The 17,369-nt window shown below is 70.0% G+C and carries 16 protein-coding genes; 12 read left to right on the forward strand and 4 right to left on the reverse strand.

Annotated elements, in window-relative coordinates; all coding sequences use genetic code 11:
* Nucleotides 1–17 precede the first annotated feature (17 nt).
* Genes mca through U8D42_RS02795 form a run of 4 tightly spaced genes read left to right on the forward strand, consistent with a single transcriptional unit; the run spans nucleotide 18 to nucleotide 3,585 of the window.
* Nucleotides 18–890 carry a mycothiol conjugate amidase Mca gene (mca, locus tag U8D42_RS02780; protein WP_085240458.1) on the forward strand — a complete coding sequence of 291 codons (873 nt, stop codon included), beginning with the start codon at nucleotides 18–20 and terminating at the stop codon, nucleotides 888–890.
* Complete coding sequence (locus U8D42_RS02785; protein WP_085240457.1) at nucleotides 887–1,207, forward strand: hypothetical protein; 321 nt, start codon at nucleotides 887–889, stop codon at nucleotides 1,205–1,207. The genes mca and U8D42_RS02785 overlap by 4 nt, the downstream gene beginning before the upstream one ends.
* Nucleotides 1,194–3,203 (forward strand): thioredoxin domain-containing protein, encoded by a 2,010-nt coding sequence (locus tag U8D42_RS02790; protein WP_322859311.1) that lies wholly within the window; start codon nucleotides 1,194–1,196, stop codon nucleotides 3,201–3,203. Before U8D42_RS02785 ends, U8D42_RS02790 begins: the two co-directional genes overlap by 14 nt.
* A 10-nt stretch (nucleotides 3,204–3,213) precedes the next feature.
* Nucleotides 3,214–3,585, forward strand: a complete 372-nt coding sequence (locus U8D42_RS02795) for a nuclear transport factor 2 family protein (RefSeq protein ID WP_322859310.1) — start codon at nucleotides 3,214–3,216, stop codon at nucleotides 3,583–3,585.
* Nucleotides 3,586–3,590: 5 nt separating this feature from the next.
* Here U8D42_RS02795 and trhA read toward each other — a convergent pair whose 3' ends face one another.
* Nucleotides 3,591–4,367: a PAQR family membrane homeostasis protein TrhA gene (gene trhA / locus U8D42_RS02800; protein WP_322859309.1), complete on the reverse strand. Its 777-nt coding sequence runs from the start codon at nucleotides 4,365–4,367 to the stop codon at nucleotides 3,591–3,593.
* Nucleotides 4,368–4,532: 165 nt separating this feature from the next.
* On the opposite strand from trhA, the gene U8D42_RS02805 reads away from it, so the two are divergent.
* The 3 genes from U8D42_RS02805 (at nucleotide 4,533) to U8D42_RS02815 (ending at nucleotide 7,643) form a co-directional block, all read left to right on the forward strand.
* The gene (locus U8D42_RS02805; RefSeq protein WP_085240454.1) at nucleotides 4,533–5,321 is read left to right on the forward strand and encodes a (2Z,6E)-farnesyl diphosphate synthase; all 789 of its coding nucleotides are present in this window, start codon (nucleotides 4,533–4,535) and stop codon (nucleotides 5,319–5,321) included.
* Between the two features lie 39 nt (nucleotides 5,322–5,360).
* Nucleotides 5,361–6,731, forward strand: a complete 1,371-nt coding sequence (locus U8D42_RS02810; RefSeq protein WP_322859308.1) for a hypothetical protein — start codon at nucleotides 5,361–5,363, stop codon at nucleotides 6,729–6,731.
* Between the two features lie 486 nt (nucleotides 6,732–7,217).
* Nucleotides 7,218–7,643: a hypothetical protein gene (locus U8D42_RS02815; RefSeq protein WP_322859307.1), complete on the forward strand. Its 426-nt coding sequence runs from the start codon at nucleotides 7,218–7,220 to the stop codon at nucleotides 7,641–7,643.
* A gap of 16 nt (nucleotides 7,644–7,659) precedes the next feature.
* Here U8D42_RS02815 and coaA read toward each other — a convergent pair whose 3' ends face one another.
* Nucleotides 7,660–8,598 carry a type I pantothenate kinase gene (gene coaA, locus U8D42_RS02820; protein WP_085240451.1) on the reverse strand — a complete coding sequence of 313 codons (939 nt, stop codon included), beginning with the start codon at nucleotides 8,596–8,598 and terminating at the stop codon, nucleotides 7,660–7,662.
* A 126-nt stretch (nucleotides 8,599–8,724) separates the two neighbouring features.
* On the opposite strand from coaA, the gene glyA reads away from it, so the two are divergent.
* The 5 genes from glyA (at nucleotide 8,725) to U8D42_RS02845 (ending at nucleotide 14,962) form a co-directional block, all read left to right on the forward strand.
* Nucleotides 8,725–10,005 carry a serine hydroxymethyltransferase gene (glyA, locus tag U8D42_RS02825; RefSeq protein ID WP_085240450.1) on the forward strand — a complete coding sequence of 427 codons (1,281 nt, stop codon included), beginning with the start codon at nucleotides 8,725–8,727 and terminating at the stop codon, nucleotides 10,003–10,005.
* A gap of 98 nt (nucleotides 10,006–10,103) precedes the next feature.
* Entirely contained in the window at nucleotides 10,104–10,931 is an 828-nt protein-coding gene (locus U8D42_RS02830) for an acyl-ACP desaturase (RefSeq protein WP_085240449.1), read from the forward strand.
* Nucleotides 10,932–11,149: 218 nt separating this feature from the next.
* Nucleotides 11,150–12,451, forward strand: coding sequence for a PhoH family protein (locus U8D42_RS02835; RefSeq protein ID WP_067279565.1), 1,302 nt, complete (start codon nucleotides 11,150–11,152; stop codon nucleotides 12,449–12,451).
* A 92-nt stretch (nucleotides 12,452–12,543) separates the two neighbouring features.
* A complete protein-coding gene (locus U8D42_RS02840) occupies nucleotides 12,544–13,419 on the forward strand; it encodes a polysaccharide deacetylase family protein (RefSeq protein ID WP_322859306.1) in 876 nt (291 codons plus the stop codon).
* Between the two features lie 85 nt (nucleotides 13,420–13,504).
* Nucleotides 13,505–14,962: an adenylate/guanylate cyclase domain-containing protein gene (locus tag U8D42_RS02845; RefSeq protein WP_322859305.1), complete on the forward strand. Its 1,458-nt coding sequence runs from the start codon at nucleotides 13,505–13,507 to the stop codon at nucleotides 14,960–14,962.
* 16 nt (nucleotides 14,963–14,978) lie between these two features.
* On the opposite strand, the gene U8D42_RS02850 is transcribed toward U8D42_RS02845, so the two are convergent.
* Nucleotides 14,979–15,935 carry a hypothetical protein gene (locus tag U8D42_RS02850; RefSeq protein WP_322859304.1) on the reverse strand — a complete coding sequence of 319 codons (957 nt, stop codon included), beginning with the start codon at nucleotides 15,933–15,935 and terminating at the stop codon, nucleotides 14,979–14,981.
* A gap of 16 nt (nucleotides 15,936–15,951) precedes the next feature.
* Complete coding sequence (locus tag U8D42_RS02855) at nucleotides 15,952–17,364, reverse strand: class II fumarate hydratase (protein WP_322859303.1); 1,413 nt, start codon at nucleotides 17,362–17,364, stop codon at nucleotides 15,952–15,954.
* Nucleotides 17,365–17,369: the final 5 nt, after the last annotated feature.

The raw sequence follows: 17,369 nt of genomic DNA on the forward strand, positions 1-17,369 counted from the left end.
GACCGACAAGGGGGCACGTGAGCGAGCTGCGGTTGATGGCGGTGCACGCCCACCCCGACGACGAGTCCAGTAAGGGCGCGGCCACCCTCGCCCGCTACGCCGACGAGGGCCACCGGGTGTTGGTGGTGACGCTGACCGGCGGCGAGCGCGGCGACATTCTCAACCCGGCGATGGACCTGCCCGAAGTCCGCGGCCACATCGCCGAGATCCGCCGCGACGAGATGGCGAAGGCCGCCGAGATCCTCGGCGTCGAGCACACCTGGCTGGGCTTCGTCGACTCCGGCCTGCCCCAGGGCGACCCCCCGCCCCCGCTGCCCGAAGGATGCTTCGCGCTGGTGCCGCTGGAGGACTCGGTCGAGGCGCTGGTGCGGGTGGTCCGCGAGTTCCGCCCGCACGTGATCACCACCTACGACGAGAACGGCGGCTACCCGCATCCCGATCACATTCGCTGCCACCAGGTTTCGGTCGGCGCCTTCGAGGCGGCCGGCGACTTCCGGCGTTTCCCGGATGCGGGCGAGCCATGGACGGTGTCCAAGCTCTACTACATCCACGGATTCCTGCGGGCGCGAATGCAGCTGCTGCACGACGAAGCCGTCAAACACGGTCACGAACCCCCGTTCAAGAAGTGGCTCGAGCACTGGGACGCCTCGCACGACCCCTTCGAGTCCCGGGTGACGACGCGCGTCGAGTGCTCGGCGTATTTCAGCCAGCGCGACGACGCGCTGCGGGCCCACACCACCCAGATCGACCCCGAGCACGACTTCTTCGCCGCGCCCATCGAGTGGCAGCAGAGGTTGTGGCCGACGGAGGAGTTCGAGCTGGCGCGCTCGCGCATCCCCGTCCGGCTGCCCGAGGACGACCTGTTCGCCGGGATTGCGAGTGACCGATGAACCACCTTCTGTTGACCGCGAGCGCGGCCGCCGGCTGGCAGGCGGACGGGGCGCCCCGGCACACCGGGCCTGACTTCGGCAAGGCCAGCCCGATCGGGCTGCTCATCGTCGTGCTGTTGCTGATCGCCACGCTGTTCCTGATCCGGTCGATGAACCGGCAACTGAGGAAGGTGCCCGAGTCCTTCGACCCCAAGCACCCCGAGCCCGACCAGGCCGCCGACGAGGGCACCGACGCGGTCGACGAGGCCGATACACAGCCGCCGGGCCAGGCGAACGGATCGGAGCGTTCCCCGGGGCCCGGTGATGAGCCCGGCTGACGCTGCGGCGACCAACGCCCTCGGGCTGGCCACCAGCCCGTATCTGCGCCAGCACGCCGACAACCCGGTGCACTGGCAGCAGTGGACCCCGCAGGCGCTGGCGGCCGCGGCCGAGCGCGACGTGCCGATCCTGCTTTCGATCGGCTACGCGGCCTGTCACTGGTGTCACGTCATGGCCCACGAGTCGTTCGAGGACGACGAGGTGGCCGCCGCGATGAACTCCGGGTTCGTCTGCATCAAGGTCGACCGGGAGGAACGCCCGGACCTCGACGCCGTGTACATGAACGCCACCGTGGCGCTCACCGGGCACGGCGGATGGCCGATGACGTGCTTCCTGACACCGGACGGACGACCGTTCTTCTGCGGCACGTACTACCCGAAAGACGGCTTCCTGCAGCTGCTTTCGGCGGTGTCCGCCACGTGGCGGCAGCGCCGCGGCGAGGTGGAGGAGGCGTCCGACCGCATCGCCGGCGAGCTGCGCGCGATGGCTGGGGCACTCCCCGGCGGGCCGGACGTCGCGCCGGCGCTGTGTGACCATGCGGTCGCCGCGGTGCTCGGCGACCAGGACACGGCGCACGGCGGGTTCGGCGGTGCACCCAAATTCCCGCCGTCGGCGATCCTCGAGGCCCTGCTGCGCCACTACGAGCGCACCGGGTCGGCGGCCGCGCTCGAGGCGGTGGTGCGCACCGGCAACGCGATGGCGCGCGGCGGCATCTACGACCAGCTCGCCGGCGGGTTCGCCCGCTACAGCGTCGACGACGCCTGGGTGGTACCGCACTTCGAGAAGATGCTCTACGACAACGCGTTGCTGCTGCGCGCCTATGCGCACTGGGCCCGGCGGACCGGGGATCCGCTGGCGCGCCGGGTCGCCGCGCAGACCGCCCGCTTCCTGCTCGATGACCTGGCCGACGGCGCCATGTTCACCTCGTCGCTGGACGCCGACGCCGACGGCCGCGAGGGCTCGACCTACGTCTGGACGCCTGGCCAGCTCACCGAGGCGCTCGGGCCCGACGACGGACCCTGGGCGGCAAGCGTTTTCGCGGTCACCGCGGCCGGCACCTTCGAACACGGGGCGTCGGTGCTGCAACTGCCCACCGACCCCGACGACCCGCACCGGGCCGAACGCCTCCGGGCCGCGCTGCTGGCCGCCCGGCTCGCCCGGGCCCAGCCCGGCCGCGACGACAAGGTCGTCACGTCCTGGAACGGGCTGGCGATCACCGCGCTGGCCGAGGCGAGCGTGGCCCTGGGCGAGCCCGCGCTGGCCCGCGCCGCACGGGACTGCGCGACCGCGCTGCTGGGCCTGCACCTGGTCGACGGTCGGCTGCGGCGCGCCAGCCTCGGCGGGGTGGTCGGCGACAGCGCCGCCATCCTCGAGGACCACGCGATGCTGGCCACTGGCCTGCTCGCCCTCTACCAGCTGGACGCCGACCCGCAGTGGCTGGCCGCGGCGACCGACCTGCTGGACACCGCGCTGGGCCACTTCGCCGACCCGCAGCGGCCGGGCCGCTGGTTCGACACCGCCGACGACGCCGAGCGGTTGATGCTCCGGCCCGCCGATCCGCTGGACGGGGCGACCCCGTCGGGGGCGTCGAGCATCACCGAGGCGCTGCTGACGGCGGCGCCTCTGGTCGGCGGTGACCGCGCGGAGCGGTATCTGCGGGCGGCGGCCGACGCGCTGCACGCGCATTCGGTGCTGCTGGACCGCGCGCCGCGCTCGGCGGGACACTGGCTGGCCGTGGCGGAGGCCGCGGTGCGCGGGCCGCTGCAGATCGCCGTCGCCTGTGAGCCGTCCCGCTCGGCGCTGCTGGCCGACGCCCGGCGGCTGGCTCCGGGCGGCGCGCTCGTCGTGGCCGGCGAGCCGGACTCGTCGGCGCTGCTGGCCGGGCGCGACCGGGTGGCGGGCGCCGACGCCGCCTACGTGTGCCGCGGCCGGGTGTGCGGCCTGCCGGTCACCACCGCCGAAGACCTCGCGGAGGCCCTGGCCGCGCCGCGGTAGCGTGACTTTCATGCCGAGCGCCCAACACATCACCGACACGGTCAACCGCTATATCGAACTGGTCGCCAAGGGTGGCGCCGACGAGCTGGTCGAGCTGTACGCCGATGACGCCACCGTCGAAGACCCCGTCGGCGGCGAGGTGCACATCGGCCACCGGGCGATCCACGGCTTCTATTCGGCGGTCAACGACGTGCAGCGCGAATGCGAACTGGTGACGCTGCGGGTCTCGGGTAACGAGGCGGCCTTCCATTTCCGGCTCACCATCACCGCGGGGGAGCACCGGATGGTGATCGAGCCGATCGACGTGATGGCGTTCGACGAGGACGGCAAGGTCGCCCACATGAAGGCCTACTGGTCAGCCGCCGACGTCAAGCACCTGTAGCCGGCTCAGTGCAGCCACGCCTGGTGGCCGACGTAGAACACCGCGAACCACATCGCGATGTAGTGCAGGATCGCCGCCACCGCGGTGAAGGCGTGGAAGAACTCGTGATAGCCGAAGGTCCTGGGCCACGGGTCGGGCCAGCGGAGCCCGTAGAAGATCCCCCCGACGCTGTAGAACACGCCGCCGACGGCCAGTAGCACCATCGCGGCCACCCCGGCGGTGTGCAGGATCGTCGGGCAGTACCAGACGGCCACCCAGCCCAGCAGCAGGTAGAGCGGCACGCCCAGCCAGCGCGGGGCCGACGGCCAGCACACCTTGAGCAGGATGCCCGCCGCCGCGCCGCCCCACACGATCCACAGCACCTCCACCCCGGTCTGCTGCGGCATGGCCAGGCGCGCGAACGGCGTATAGCTGCCGGCGATGAACACGAAGATCATCGAATGGTCGAGGCGCTTCATGCGGTTGCGGGCCGCCGCGGATGTCCACTGCACCCGGTGATAGGTGGCGCTGACCGCGAACATCGCCACCGTCGCCGCCGCGTAGACCAACGTCGAGTGACCCGCGCGCGGCGAGGACGCGGCCCACGAGACCGACACCAGGGTGGCGCCCGTGATGATCGCCAGCCACGCCGAGACGAAGTGGATCCACCCCCGCATGCGGGGCTTGGTCAGGACGTGGGCGGCGCCCTCGACAAGCTGATCGACCGTGTTGCCGGGGGTGATGGCCTCGGATCCGCGATCCGAACGCTCGGAATTGGCAGACGTGCTCGTCTGGCTGCTCATATCTCCTGTGCCTCGTCTTGCAGGTCGGGAACACTGCCAGTGGCTGCTCACCGTCAACAGTAATCGGCAACGGTCACGGCATGGTCTCTGCCCGTTGCGGGCCGGCCTGAAACCGGGGCGAAATCGCACGGGAATTCGGTGCGGCTCGCAGTAGGCTGAATCTCCGTGGAAATTATCCCGCCGCGTCTCAAAGAGCCGCTGTATCGCGTCTACGAGCTGCGGCTGCGGCAGGAGTTGACCTCCGCCAAGTCCCATCTGCCCCGCCACATCGCGGTCCTGTGCGACGGGAACCGGCGGTGGGCCCGCGACGCCGGCTACAGCGACGTCAGCTACGGCTACCGGATGGGTGCGGTCAAGATCGCCGAGATGCTGCGCTGGTGCCAGGAAGCCGGCATCGAAATGACGACGGTGTACCTGCTGTCCACCGAGAACCTGCAACGCGACCCCGACGAGCTGGCGGGTCTCATCGAGATCATCACCGACGTCGTCGAGGAGATCTGCGCGCCGGCCAATCGCTGGAGCGTGCGCACCGTCGGCGATCTGGAGCTGCTCGGCGAGGAGCCGGCCCGACGGCTGCGCGACGCGGTGGAGTCGACGCCCGTGGTGGCGCCGTTCCACGTCAACGTCGCCGTCGGCTACGGTGGCCGGCGCGAGATCGTGGACGCGGTGCGGGCGCTGCTGAGCAAGGAACTCGCCAACGGTGCCTCCGCCGAGGAACTCATCGAGGCGGTGACCGTCGACGGCATCTCCGAAAACCTGTACACCCACGGGCAGCCCGATCCCGACCTGGTGATCCGCACCTCGGGGGAGCAACGCCTCTCCGGGTTTCTGCTCTGGCAGAGCGCCTATTCGGAAATGTGGTTCACGGAAGCGCACTGGCCCGCGTTCCGGCGCGTCGACTTCCTGCGCGCGCTGCGCGACTACAGCCAGCGGCACCGCAGATACGGCAAGTAGCGGGTCGGCGCGCGTCCGAACCCGTGCCAAACTGTGAGCATGGCTGCGCTGTCGGCGGTGGTGTTCACGCTGAGCGGCTGGCTGGGGTTGTACCTGCTGGCTCGCGATCCGCGTAAGCCGGTGTTGGTGTTGGCGGCCATCGGGCTGTGCGGTTTCGCGTTGGTGGTCGCGCTGGACGCGGTGCGCAACACCAACCCTGCCTACGCGCACGTGCTCAGTCGCGTGGAGATCTACCTGGTGACCATTCCCGGCATTGCGTGGTTCGCGGTGCTCGTCGAGCTGTCCCGGCCCCGGGACGGCGGCCTGGCGCGCGGCCGTGAGTTGGTGCTCGTGGCCGGTGTCGCCGTGCTGACGCTGTTCGGGGCGATGCTGGCCGGCAGCGTCGAGGGGCCGTTGCGGACGGGCCACTGGCTGATGTTCGCGGTGATCTCGCTCTCCACGTTCGGCGCGATGGCCGTCGCGCTGCGGCGGCCGCGCCGGCCCCGGTCGGCCGTCGGGCTGGCCGTCGTCGCGACCCTGTTCTTCGCGCTCGGCAACGCCATCCTGATCATTCCGCTGGGCCTGGTGCCCAGCTGGGTGGCGCTGGCGTCGACGAGCGTCGACGTCCTGTCGCTCGGCCTCGCCGTCGCCCTGTGGGACGCGTTCGAGGAGGGCCAGGCGTTGCGCGCCGACATGCTGCGCTCGTTCGCCGGCTCGATGGCGGTGGCGGTGTTGTTCGGGGGCCAGGCGCTGATCGGCCTGGCCGTCATCCGTGACGAGCCCGCCGGGCGGACCGTGCTGGGTGTGCTGTTGTTCAGCAGCCTCGCGATTGCCATCGCGGTGCAGGTGCTGGCCGACCCGCTGGCCGGCGTGCTCGACCGGATGGCGTTCTCGAAGTCGCCCGCGCTGCGCGCCGACCGGGCCGCGCTGCGGCACACCGGGGCGGCGTTGCCGCTGCGTGCGGCCGATCCGCTGGTCGACGTCGACGACGAAACCTTCGCCAGGCTCACCCGCCGCGCCCTGGGGCACTACGGCGACCTGACGAAGCTGGTCGCCAGCCCGTTGACCGCCCTGCCCGTCATCGACGAGCGGCTCGCCGCGCGGGGCGCGCCCGACCATCCGCTGGAGCGGGCCAACGAGCTCAAGGCGGTCCTCGCGGACGCGATCGGACGGCTGAAACCGCGCGACGCCGGCGATTTCGGGACCACCGAGCAGTGGCGCCATTACAACTCGCTGTATTTCCCCTACGTCGTCGGCGTGCGCGCGTACGCCCAGAACGCCACCGCCGCCGGATTGGATCCGACCGCCCGCCGGGCCTGGCAGTGGCTGGTCACCGAGGTCCCGCAGCGCTCGCTGCACAACTGGCAGAACGCGGCGGCCCGGCTGATCGCCGCCGACCTGCGCGGGCGGATCCCGGTGGCCAGCGACTGATTCGCAGACGCGTTCGGCCCGCTGTCACTTTTGTCACCCGGCGAGGTGGGCGCCGGTCCGCCTCGCGCAACCTTGTGTGGGACTACCGCGGCCCGGCTAGGGGCGATCGCGCGCGCTTCGAGTGTGAGCTGAGGGCTTTCGGTGTGAGCTGCGGGCGAGAAATCCGCGAGACTTCCACCCTGGACGCACACTCGAAGCCGTCAGCGCACACCCGCTGGAAGGCGCACACCCGCTGGAAGCCGCCATTGTCGCTCGGAGGCGGGCACACCGTCGTGCCCTCGCATTCTGTGACTGGTGGGGCAGGTGAACGCCAGACTGGCGTCTGTCGAATAACAATCCGGATTCGGGCTCCCGGAAGGGAATAGGCGGGCCGCCACCCTGGTCTTTGTTTCCGTGGCAGTAGTTGGCAGTGCCACGAGTCGATATGGCAGTGCACCGGTAGCACGCTGATGTTCGACCCAATTCGCCATCGCGAGGAGTAATCACATGATGTCTGCATCTGGCGCACCCGGTCTGGCTACCCGACCCCTGTACGACTCGACCGACTCGCTGCTGCGTTTCGCCATGCGCGCCGACGCCACCCTCACCGGACTGTGCGGTTTGGTCATCGCTTTTCTCGCCGACCCGCTGTCGTCGCTGACGGGGCTGACCTCGCTGCAGGAGTACAGCCTCGGCGCGTTCTTCGTGTTCGCCGGGCTGATGGTGTTCCTGCTGGCGGCGGCGCCGAACCTGCGCCGCGTCGGCATCGGCGTCGTGGTGGCCAACGTCGTGCTCACCCTGGCGGCGATCGTGGCGGCCGAAGCGCTGCCGCTGTCCGCGACCGGGATCGCCGCCGCGCTGGCCGGCGGCGTGTACACCGCGGCCTTCGGCGCACTGCAGTACCTCGGGGTGCGTCGTCTCGCGGCGGCGTGACCGCCGCGTTCGCTGCCTAGAGCTTGCGCAACCGGAGCCGGTTGATGGAGTGGTCGGCGTCCTTGCGCAGCACCAGCGTGGCCCGGGGCCGGGTCGGCAGGATGTTCTCGACCAGGTTGGGCCGGTTGATGGACCGCCAGATCTCCCGCGCGGCGGCGACGGCCTTGGTGTCGTTGAGCGCCGAGTAGTGGTGGAAGTGCGATTCCGGGTCGGCGAAGGCCGTGCCGCGCAGCGACAAGAACCGGGACACGTACCACTGTTCGATGTCTTCGATACGGGCGTCCACGTACAGCGAGAAGTCGAACAGGTCCGACACCATCAGGGTCGGGCCGGTCTGGAGGACGTTGAGGCCCTCCAGGATCAAGATGTCGGGATGCCGGACGACGTGCTTGGCGCCGGGGAGGATGTCGTATTTCAGATGCGAGTAGACCGGCGCGCACGCATAGTCGGATCCCGATTTGACCGAGGTCACGAACCGCATCAGCGCCCGGCGGTTATAGCTCTCCGGAAAACCCTTGCGATGCATCAGGTTTCGTCGGTCCAGTTCGGCGTTCGGGTATAGGAAGCCGTCGGTGGTCACCAGGTCCACCCGGGGGTGGTGGTCCCAGCGGGCCAGCAGGGCCTGCAGCACGCGGGCGGTGGTCGACTTGCCGACCGCGACGCTGCCGGCCACGCCGATCACGAACGGCACGGGCCGGTCCGGATTCTGTTGCGGCTCGCCCAGGAACTCCGCGGTGGCGGCGAACAACCGCTGGCGGGCGGCGACCTGCAGGTGGATCAACCGGGCCAGCGGCAGGTAGACCTCTTCCACTTCGAGCAGGTCGATCTGCTCACCGAGACCGCGCAGCCCAACCAGTTCCTCCTCGGTGAGGGCCAGCGGCGTCGACATGCGAAGCGCGCGCCATTGCTTTCGGTCGAACTCCACATAGGGGCTCGGCTCGCTCAGCCGCGGCATAGTGCAAGTGTCGCAGGGGCGGACGCGCGCCCGACGGCTGGGCTGGCTAAACCTTGGCTGGATAGACTGGCGCGCGTGACTGCTGCACCCGACGCCCGTCCCGCTCGCCCCGGCACGGCCTCCCTCATGTCCGCCCCGCTCGCCGCGGTGGATCCCGACATCGCCGAGCTGCTCGGCAAGGAGCTGGGCCGTCAGCGCGACACCCTGGAGATGATCGCCTCGGAGAACTTCGTGCCGCGCTCGGTGCTGCAGGCGCAGGGCAGCGTGCTGACCAACAAGTACGCCGAGGGCCTGCCCGGCCGGCGCTACTACGGCGGCTGCGAGTACGTCGACGTCGTGGAGAACATCGCCCGGGACCGGGCGAAGGCGCTCTTCGGCGCCGACTTCGCCAACGTGCAGCCGCACTCGGGCGCGCAGGCCAACGCCGCCGTGCTGCAGGCGCTGATGACGCCGGGCGAGCGGCTGCTGGGCCTCGACCTGGCCAACGGCGGGCACCTCACGCACGGGATGAAGCTGAACTTCTCCGGCAAGCTCTACGAAACCGGCTTCTACGGTGTGGATCCCGTGACGCACCTGGTTGACATGGACGCGGTGCGGGCCAGGGCCCTCGAGTTCCGCCCGCAGGTGATCATCGCCGGGTGGTCGGCCTACCCGCGGATCCTGGACTTCGCGGCGTTCCGGTCGATCGCCGACGAGGTGGGCGCGAAGCTCTGGGTGGACATGGCCCACTTCGCGGGCCTGGTCGCCGTCGGGCTGCACCCCTCGCCGGTGCCGCACGCGGACGTGGTGTCCACGACGGTGCACAAGACGCTCGGCGGGCCGCGTTCCGGCCTGATCCTGGGCAAGCAGGAGTACGCCAAGTCGATCAACTCCGCGGTGTTCCCCGGCCAGCAGGGCGGCCCGCTGATGCACGTCATCGCGGGCAAGGCCGTCGCGCTCAAGATCGCCGGCACCCCCGAGTTCGCCGACCGGCAGCAGCGCACGCTGTCCGGCGCCCGGATCATCGCCGAGCGGTTGACCGCCCCCGACGTGGCCAAGGCCGGTGTGTCGGTGGTCAGCGGCGGCACCGACGTCCACTTGGTGCTGGTGGACCTGCGCGACTCCCCGCTGGACGGCAAGGCCGCCGAGGACCTGCTGCACGAGATCGGCATCACGGTCAACCGCAACGCGGTCCCCAACGATCCGCGGCCGCCGATGGTGACGTCGGGCCTGCGGGTGGGAACGCCGGCGCTGGCCACCCGCGGCTTCGGGGATGCGGAGTTCACTGAGGTCGCCGACGTCATCGCCACCGCACTGGCCGCGGGGGCCGCCGCGGATCTGGCCGCCCTGCGGCAGCGAGTGACGCGGCTGGCCAGGGACTTTCCGCTCTACGACGGCCTCGAGGAGTGGACGCTGGTCGACCGCTGACCTTGGGCCGGAGAACGGTTTAGGGACCAAAGTCACCAGTTGTCGCGACACGGTTCAAGCGATTTCACGAACCTGTGTATGCGAGTTACAGTAACCGCATGGCACAGAAACCTGTCGCGAATGCGCTGACCCTGGAACTCGAGCCGGTGTGCGAAGCCAACATGGACCGGCATCTGAAGACCGAGGAACTCTGGTTCGCCCACGACTACGTGCCGTTCGACCGGGGCGAGAACTTCGCGTTCCTCGGCGGACGTGACTGGGAACCGTCCGACGCGACGCTGCCCCGGAAGTACACGGACGCCTGCGAGATCATGCTGCTGCTCAAGGACAACCTCGCCGGCCACCACCGCGAGCTGGTCGAGCACTTCATCCTCGAGGACTGGTGGGGCCGCTGGCTGGGCCGCTGGACCGCTGAGGAGCACCTGCACGCGATCGCGCTGCGTGAGTACCTGGTGGTGACCCGTGAGGTCGACCCGACCGCCAACGAGGAGGCCCGGGTCGAGTACGTCATGAAGGGCTACCGCGCCGACACCTACACGCAGGTGGAAACCCTGGTGTACATGGCGCTCGCCGAGCGCACGCACGCCGTCTTCTGCGAGAACCTCGCGGCGCAGCTCGAGGAGCCGATCCTGGCCGGGCTGATCGACCGGATCGCGCGCGACGAGCGCCGCCACGAACTGTTCTTCTCCAACCTGGTCGAGCACTGCCTCTCCTACACCCGCGACGAGACGATCGCGGCGATCGCCGCGCGCGCGGCCGACCTGCAGGTGCCCGGCGCCGACATCGACTCCTATCGGGACAAGCTGCGCAACGTCGCCGACGCGGGCATCTTCGACCAACAGCAGCTGCGGCAGGCGATCTCGGATCGCATCACCGCGTGGGGTGTGGCCGACGAGCCCGCCCTCAAGCAGTTCGTCATCGGCTAGCGCGATCTCCGCGCGCGACGCTCGTCGTCGGCGCGCCTGCGCTGCTGCGAAGCGGCGACGAGAGTAGCGTCGATCTCGATGGTCAGCGTCATGCTCTGCTGCCAGGGCGGCACCTCCCGTCACCACAACGGAAGGACCGGCCCCGGTCCTGGTGTCGCAGTTCCCGCCGACATGCCTGTGCGGGTCCGCGCGGGCTCATCCCGCTCGAGGAGCGCTACGTGACCGAAATCCGGACCTACGTGATCGACACCTCCGTGCTGCTGTCCGACCCGTGGGCGTGCAGCCGGTTCGCCGAGCACGAGGTGGTGGTTCCGCTGGTGGTGATCAGCGAACTGGAGGCCAAACGGCATCACCACGAGCTGGGGTGGTTCGCCCGTCAGGCCTTGCGTCTGTTCGACGATCTCCGGCTCGTGCACGGGCGGCTCGATCAGCCGATTCCCGTTGGGACACAAGGCGGCACGCTGCACGTCGAACTCAACCACACCGACCCCGCGGTGCTGCCCGCCGGTTTCCGCAGCGACAACAACGACTGCCGGATCCTGAGCTGCGCCGCCAACCTGGCCGCCGAGGGCAAGCGAGTCACGTTGGTCAGCAAGGACATTCCGCTTCGCGTGAAGGCCGCCGCGGTGGGGCTGGCCGCCGACGAGTATCACGCGCAAGACGTGGTGGCCTCCGGGTGGTCGGGGATGCGGGAGATCGAGACGGCCACCGAGGACATCGACGCGCTCTTCGCCGAGGGCGAGATCGATCTGGCCGAAGCGCGAGACCTGCCGTGCCACACCGGTATTCGGCTGCTCGGTGGCAGCTCGCACGCGCTGGGCCGGGTCAACGCGGACAAGCGGGTTCAGCTGGTGCGCGGCGACCGCGAGGCGTTCGGCCTGCGGGGCCGTTCCGCGGAGCAGCGGGTGGCGCTCGACCTGCTGCTCGACGAGTCGGTGGGCATCGTCTCGCTGGGTGGCAAGGCCGGCACCGGCAAGTCGGCGCTGGCGCTGTGCGCGGGTCTCGAGGCCGTGCTGGAACGGCGCACCCAGCGCAAAGTGGTGGTCTTCCGCCCGCTGTACGCCGTGGGCGGCCAGGAGCTGGGCTACCTGCCCGGCAGCGAGAGCGAAAAAATGGGTCCCTGGGCGCAGGCGGTCTTCGACACGCTCGAGGGCCTGGCCAGCCCGGCCGTGCTCGAGGAGGTGCTCTCCCGGGGCATGCTCGAGGTGCTTCCGCTGACCCACATCCGGGGCCGGTCGCTGCACGACTCCTTCGTCATCGTCGACGAGGCCCAGTCCCTGGAGCGCAACGTGTTGCTGACGGTGTTGTCCCGGCTGGGCGCGGGGTCGCGCGTGGTGCTGACGCACGACATCGCCCAGCGCGACAACCTGCGGGTCGGCCGGCACGACGGGGTCGCCGCGGTGATCGAGAAGCTCAAGGGTCATCCGCTGTTCGCCCACATCACGCTGTTGCGCAGCGAGCGGTCGCCGATCGCCGCGCTGGTCACCGAGATGCTCGAGGAGATCGCCGGACCGCAGTGACGGCCCTGGTCGGCCGCGAAACTGTATTCCGTGACGCTTCCACTCGCGAAACATGTCGCTAGCTGCAGTCTCGCGGTGGGTAGACTTCCACGGTGCCGAAAAGACCCGACAATCAGGCCTGGCGCTACTGGCGCACGGTTGCCGGTGTCCTCACGGCCGTGGCGGTGTTGGTGATCGGCGGGCTGACCGGTCACGTGACGCGCGCCGACAACCTCAGCTGCGCGGTGGTCAAGTGTGTGGCGCTGACGTTCGACGACGGGCCCAGCCCATTCGACGGCCGGTTGCTGCAGATCCTGAAGGATAACGACGCCAAGGCGACGTTCTTCGAGATCGGCAACAAGGTGGCGGCCAACCCCGCGGGATCCAAGCAGGTGGCCGACGCGGGGATGGAGATCGGCAGCCACACGTGGGAGCACCCGAACATGGCGACGATCCCGCCGGAGGACATCGCTTCCCAGTTCGCCAAGGCCAACGACGCGATCACCGCCGCCACCGGGCGGACGCCGACGATCTACCGGCCCGCGGGCGGGCTGTCCACCGACGCCGTCCGGCAGACCGCGGCCAAGTTCGGGCTCGCCGAAATCCTCTGGGACGTGATCCCTTTCGACTGGGCGAACGACTCGAACACGGCCGCGACGCGGTACATGCTGATGACCTACACCAAGCCGGGCTCGGTGGTGCTGTTCCATGACACCTACTCGAGCACCGTGGACCTGATCTACCAGTTCATCCCGGTGCTCAAGGCCAACGGCTACCGGATGGTGACGGTCAGCGAGCTCCTGGGCCCCCGGACGCCGGGCAGCAGCTACGGCAGCCGCGAGAACGGGCCGCCCGCCAACGAGCTGCACGACATCCCGCCCGGCGACATCCCGCCGCTGCCCAACACGCCGTCGCCCAAGCCGATGCCGAACTTCCCGATCACCGACATCCCGGGCCAGAACTCCGGGGGGCCGAACAACGGTGCCTAGCACAGGCTTGCGGGCACGCGTGGCCACCCGGCTGGGGACGTGGCGCCCGCAAGCACCGGTGGGGCAACGGAAGTCCGCTCGCCGGTTGGCGATTCAATATGGCGCCGACCTCGCCCTGTCGTACGTGCTGGCCGTCATCGAGGCGGCCGCCATCCTGATCCCGCTGCGCGGCCACACCTCCGTCGCGGCCAACGTCGACTTCGCGCAGACCAACTCGGCGGCGGTGGTGGCGCTCGTTCTGTTGGGCATCGCCGGCGTCGCGACCGCCGGGGTCGTGAGCATCGCCCCGACGCTGCGTTGGTACGCCGCGGGCGCCGAACCCGACCAGGGGCAGCGGGAAGCCGCGCTGAAGCTGCCCGGGCGCCAGTCGGTCATCCTGTTCGGGGCATGGGCCGTCAGCGGCGGCATCTTCATGCTGCTGAACCTCCACGGCGGGGCGCAGCTGCTGCTGCCCATCGCGCTCGGCGCGCTGCTGGGCGGACCGGCCGCCGCCGGCACCGCGATGCTGCTGGCCCAGCGCGTCCTGCGGCCCATCATGCGCGCCGCCACCCTGGGCTGCGAGCCACGGGTGGCCGTGCCCGGGGTGTACGCGCGTCTGGTCCTGCTGTGGTTCCTGTCCAGCGCCTTCCCCATCGGCGTGATCGCGGCGCTGGTCGTGCTTCGCTCCTACGGGTGGCTGATCGACAAGTCCGCGTCGCTCGATGTGCCGATCCTGGTGGTTGCGTTGGCGGCGCTGGTGCTCGGGCTGCCGACCATGATCTTGACGTCCCGGTCCATCTCCGACCCGCTGGGCGAGGTCGTCGACGCCATGGCCGAGGTCGAGCGCGGCCGCATCGGAACGTACGTCGGGGCGTACGAGCGCTCCCAGATCGGCCGTCTGCAGACGGGATTCAACCGCATGGTGGCCGGGCTGGCCGAGCGGGACCGGTTGCGCGACCTGTTCGGGCGCCACGTCGGGACCGGCGTCGTCCAGCGCGCCCTCGAAGAGGGCGCAACGCTGTCGGGGGACGTGGTCGAGGCGGCGGTCCTCTACATCGACCTGGTCGGCTCGACGCAGCTGGCGGAAAGCCATCCCCCGCAAGAGGTCGCCCAGGTTCTCAACGACTTCTTCCGCATCGTGGTCAACGCCGTCGACGAAAACCACGGACTGGTCAACAAATTCGCCGGGGACGCCGCGCTGGCCGTCTTCGGGGCGCCGCTGCCGACCGGCGAGCCGGCATCGGCGGCCCTGGCGACCGCCCGCGCGCTGGGCACCCAATTGCGCCGGCTGCCGGTCGATTTCGGCATCGGCGTGTCGGCCGGCCCCGTCTTCGCCGGCAACATCGGCGCCGAAAACCGCTATGAGTACACGGTGATCGGCGATGCGGTCAACGAGGCCGCGCGGCTGGCCGACCTGGCCAAGACCGCCGACCGGCGGATCCTGTGCGCGGCGGCGGCCATCGAGCGGGCCGGCGACGCCGAGGGAAGGCATTGGGCGGAGTGCTATTCCACCGTCCTGCGGGGACGGTCCGAGGCCACCCACGTCTCGGCGCCGGCCGGCTAGCGCGGCGGGCGCCGCGTCAGGACTTGTTGACCTTCAGCGCGGCGATGATCTTCCCGATGATGTCCGCCGACGCGGTGTCACCGATGGGTGTGCTGCCGATGAAGACGGTGACCGGCTTGGTGTCGACGGCGATGACGGTGACGGAGTCGCCCTTGACGTTGCGGGTGGGATCGGCGATCGTCACGTTGGCGTCCGCGCGGGCGGCCTTGGTTCCGTCGACGGTGACCGACGAGGTCTTCGTCGGGCCGAGCGTCGGCGACGCGTTCGCATAGCCGGGCCCGTTGGCGATGCACTGCAGCAACTTCGACGCCTGCGCGGTGACGTCCATGCTGGCGGCGAAGTTCGTGACAGCCACCTCGGCCGTCATCATCCATTGGTTGGCGCCCGGCACGTCCTGGGCGACCCCGACCGCCCCGATGAGGTTCGGGTCCTGGTCGTCGGAGAACAACGTCCAGTTGGGGGGCACAGCGGAGGCCGGGAACGACAGCTTGCCGGCGGTGATCGAGTCGGTCCGGGGGATCTCGCCGCCGGACACGTTGGGGGTGCAGTCGGTGGCGGTCTGGGCCGAACCCTTCGGCTGGCTGGCCGTGGTGCTCGTCGACGAGGGAGCGGCCTTCGGCGGCTTACCGTGGCTGCCGCCGCGCACCACCATCAGGGTCGCCACCAGCGCGATGACGGCCAGGACGACGAGACCACCGATGATCAACCACGGCAGCTTCGAGCCGGGCCCGCCCGGTGGCGGCCCCGGCGGGTAGGACCCGGGCGGGAACTGCTGGCCCCCTTGTGGATACCCCGGCGGCGGATACGGGTACGGGCCGGTCGGCGGGTACGGTTGCGGGCCCTGCGGCTGGCCTCCCCAATGCGGTTGCTGCCCATACGGATTCCCGTAGGGGCCCTGACCGTAGGGACCTTGGTCGTAGGGGCCTTGACCGTGGGGACCTTGGTCGTAGGGGCCGCCGGGAGGAGCCGTCATCGCTGCACCACCCCGCCTACGCCTCCGGCTTGACCTTGGCCATCGCCAAGACATCCAGGCGACGGTCCAGCTCTTCCTCGGACAGCTTGTCGCCGATCAGGCCACGGTCGATCACGGTCTGGCGGATTGTCTTGCGCTCCTTGAGGGCCTGCTTGGCCACCGCGGCCGCCTCCTCGTAGCCGATCGCCGAGTTCAGCGGCGTCACGATCGACGGCGACGATTCGGCCAGCTCCCGCAGGTGATCGACGTTGGCCTTCAGCCCGATGATGCAGCGCTCGGCGAACAACCGCGACACGTTGGTCAGCAGCTTGAACGACTCGAGGACGTTGCGGGCCATCATCGGGATGTAGACGTTGAGCTCGAACGCGCCACTCAAACCACCGACGGCGACTGCCGCGTCATTGCCGATCACCTGCGCGGCCACCTGCGTAACCGCTTCCGGCAGAACGGGATTCACCTTGCCCGGCATGATCGAGCTGCCCGGCTGCAGGTCCGGCAGCTGAATCTCGGCCAGCCCGGTCAGCGGGCCGGATCCCATCCAGCGGACGTCGTTGGCGATCTTGGTCAGCGAGACCGCGATGGTGCGCAGCGCGCCGGACGCCTCGACCAGGCCGTCGCGCGCCGCCTGAGCCTCGAACGAGTTGGCGGCGGTGCGCAATTCGTTCAGGCCCGTGGAGGCGATCAGCGTCTCGACCACCTTGGCGCCGAAGCCGTCGGGGGCGTTGAGGCCGGTGCCCACCGCGGTGCCGCCGATCGCCAGCTCGCCCAGCCGCGGCAGCGTGGCGCGTACCCGCTCGATCCCCGCCTCGATCTGGCGGGCATAGCCGCTGAACTCCTGTCCCAGGGTCACCGGCACGGCGTCCATCAGGTGCGTGCGGCCCGACTTGACCACCGTGTGCCATTCGCGGGCCTTGCCGGCCAGCCCGTCGTGCAGCACCTCGAGCGCCGGGATCAGGTGGCGCACCGCGGCCTCGGTCGCCGCGATGTGGGTGGCGGTCGGGAAGGTGTCATTGGACGACTGCGACATGTTCACGTCGTCGTTGGGGTGCACCGTGACACCGTTGGCGGCCGCGATGCTCGCGATCACCTCGTTGGTGTTCATGTTGGAGCTGGTGCCCGACCCGGTCTGGAAGACGTCGATGGGGAATTGGTCGTCGTGCAGGCCGTCGGCGATCTCGGCGGCGGCGGCGATGATCGCGTCCGCCTTCTCCGGCGCCAGCAGCCCGAGGTCCTTGTTGACTTGCGCGCAGGCGCCCTTCAGCAGGCCCAGCGCGCGGATCTGGGTGCGCTCCAAACCGCGGCCCGAGATGGGAAAGTTCTCCACCGCGCGCTGGGTTTGCGCGCGCCACAACGCCTTTGCGGGCACCCGGACCTCGCCCATGGTGTCGTGCTCGATGCGGTATTCGGTATCGGTGGCGCTCTCGGCCATAGGTA

It is taken from the genome of Mycobacterium europaeum (assembly GCF_034555895.2).
GTDB lineage: Bacteria > Actinomycetota > Actinomycetes > Mycobacteriales > Mycobacteriaceae > Mycobacterium > Mycobacterium europaeum.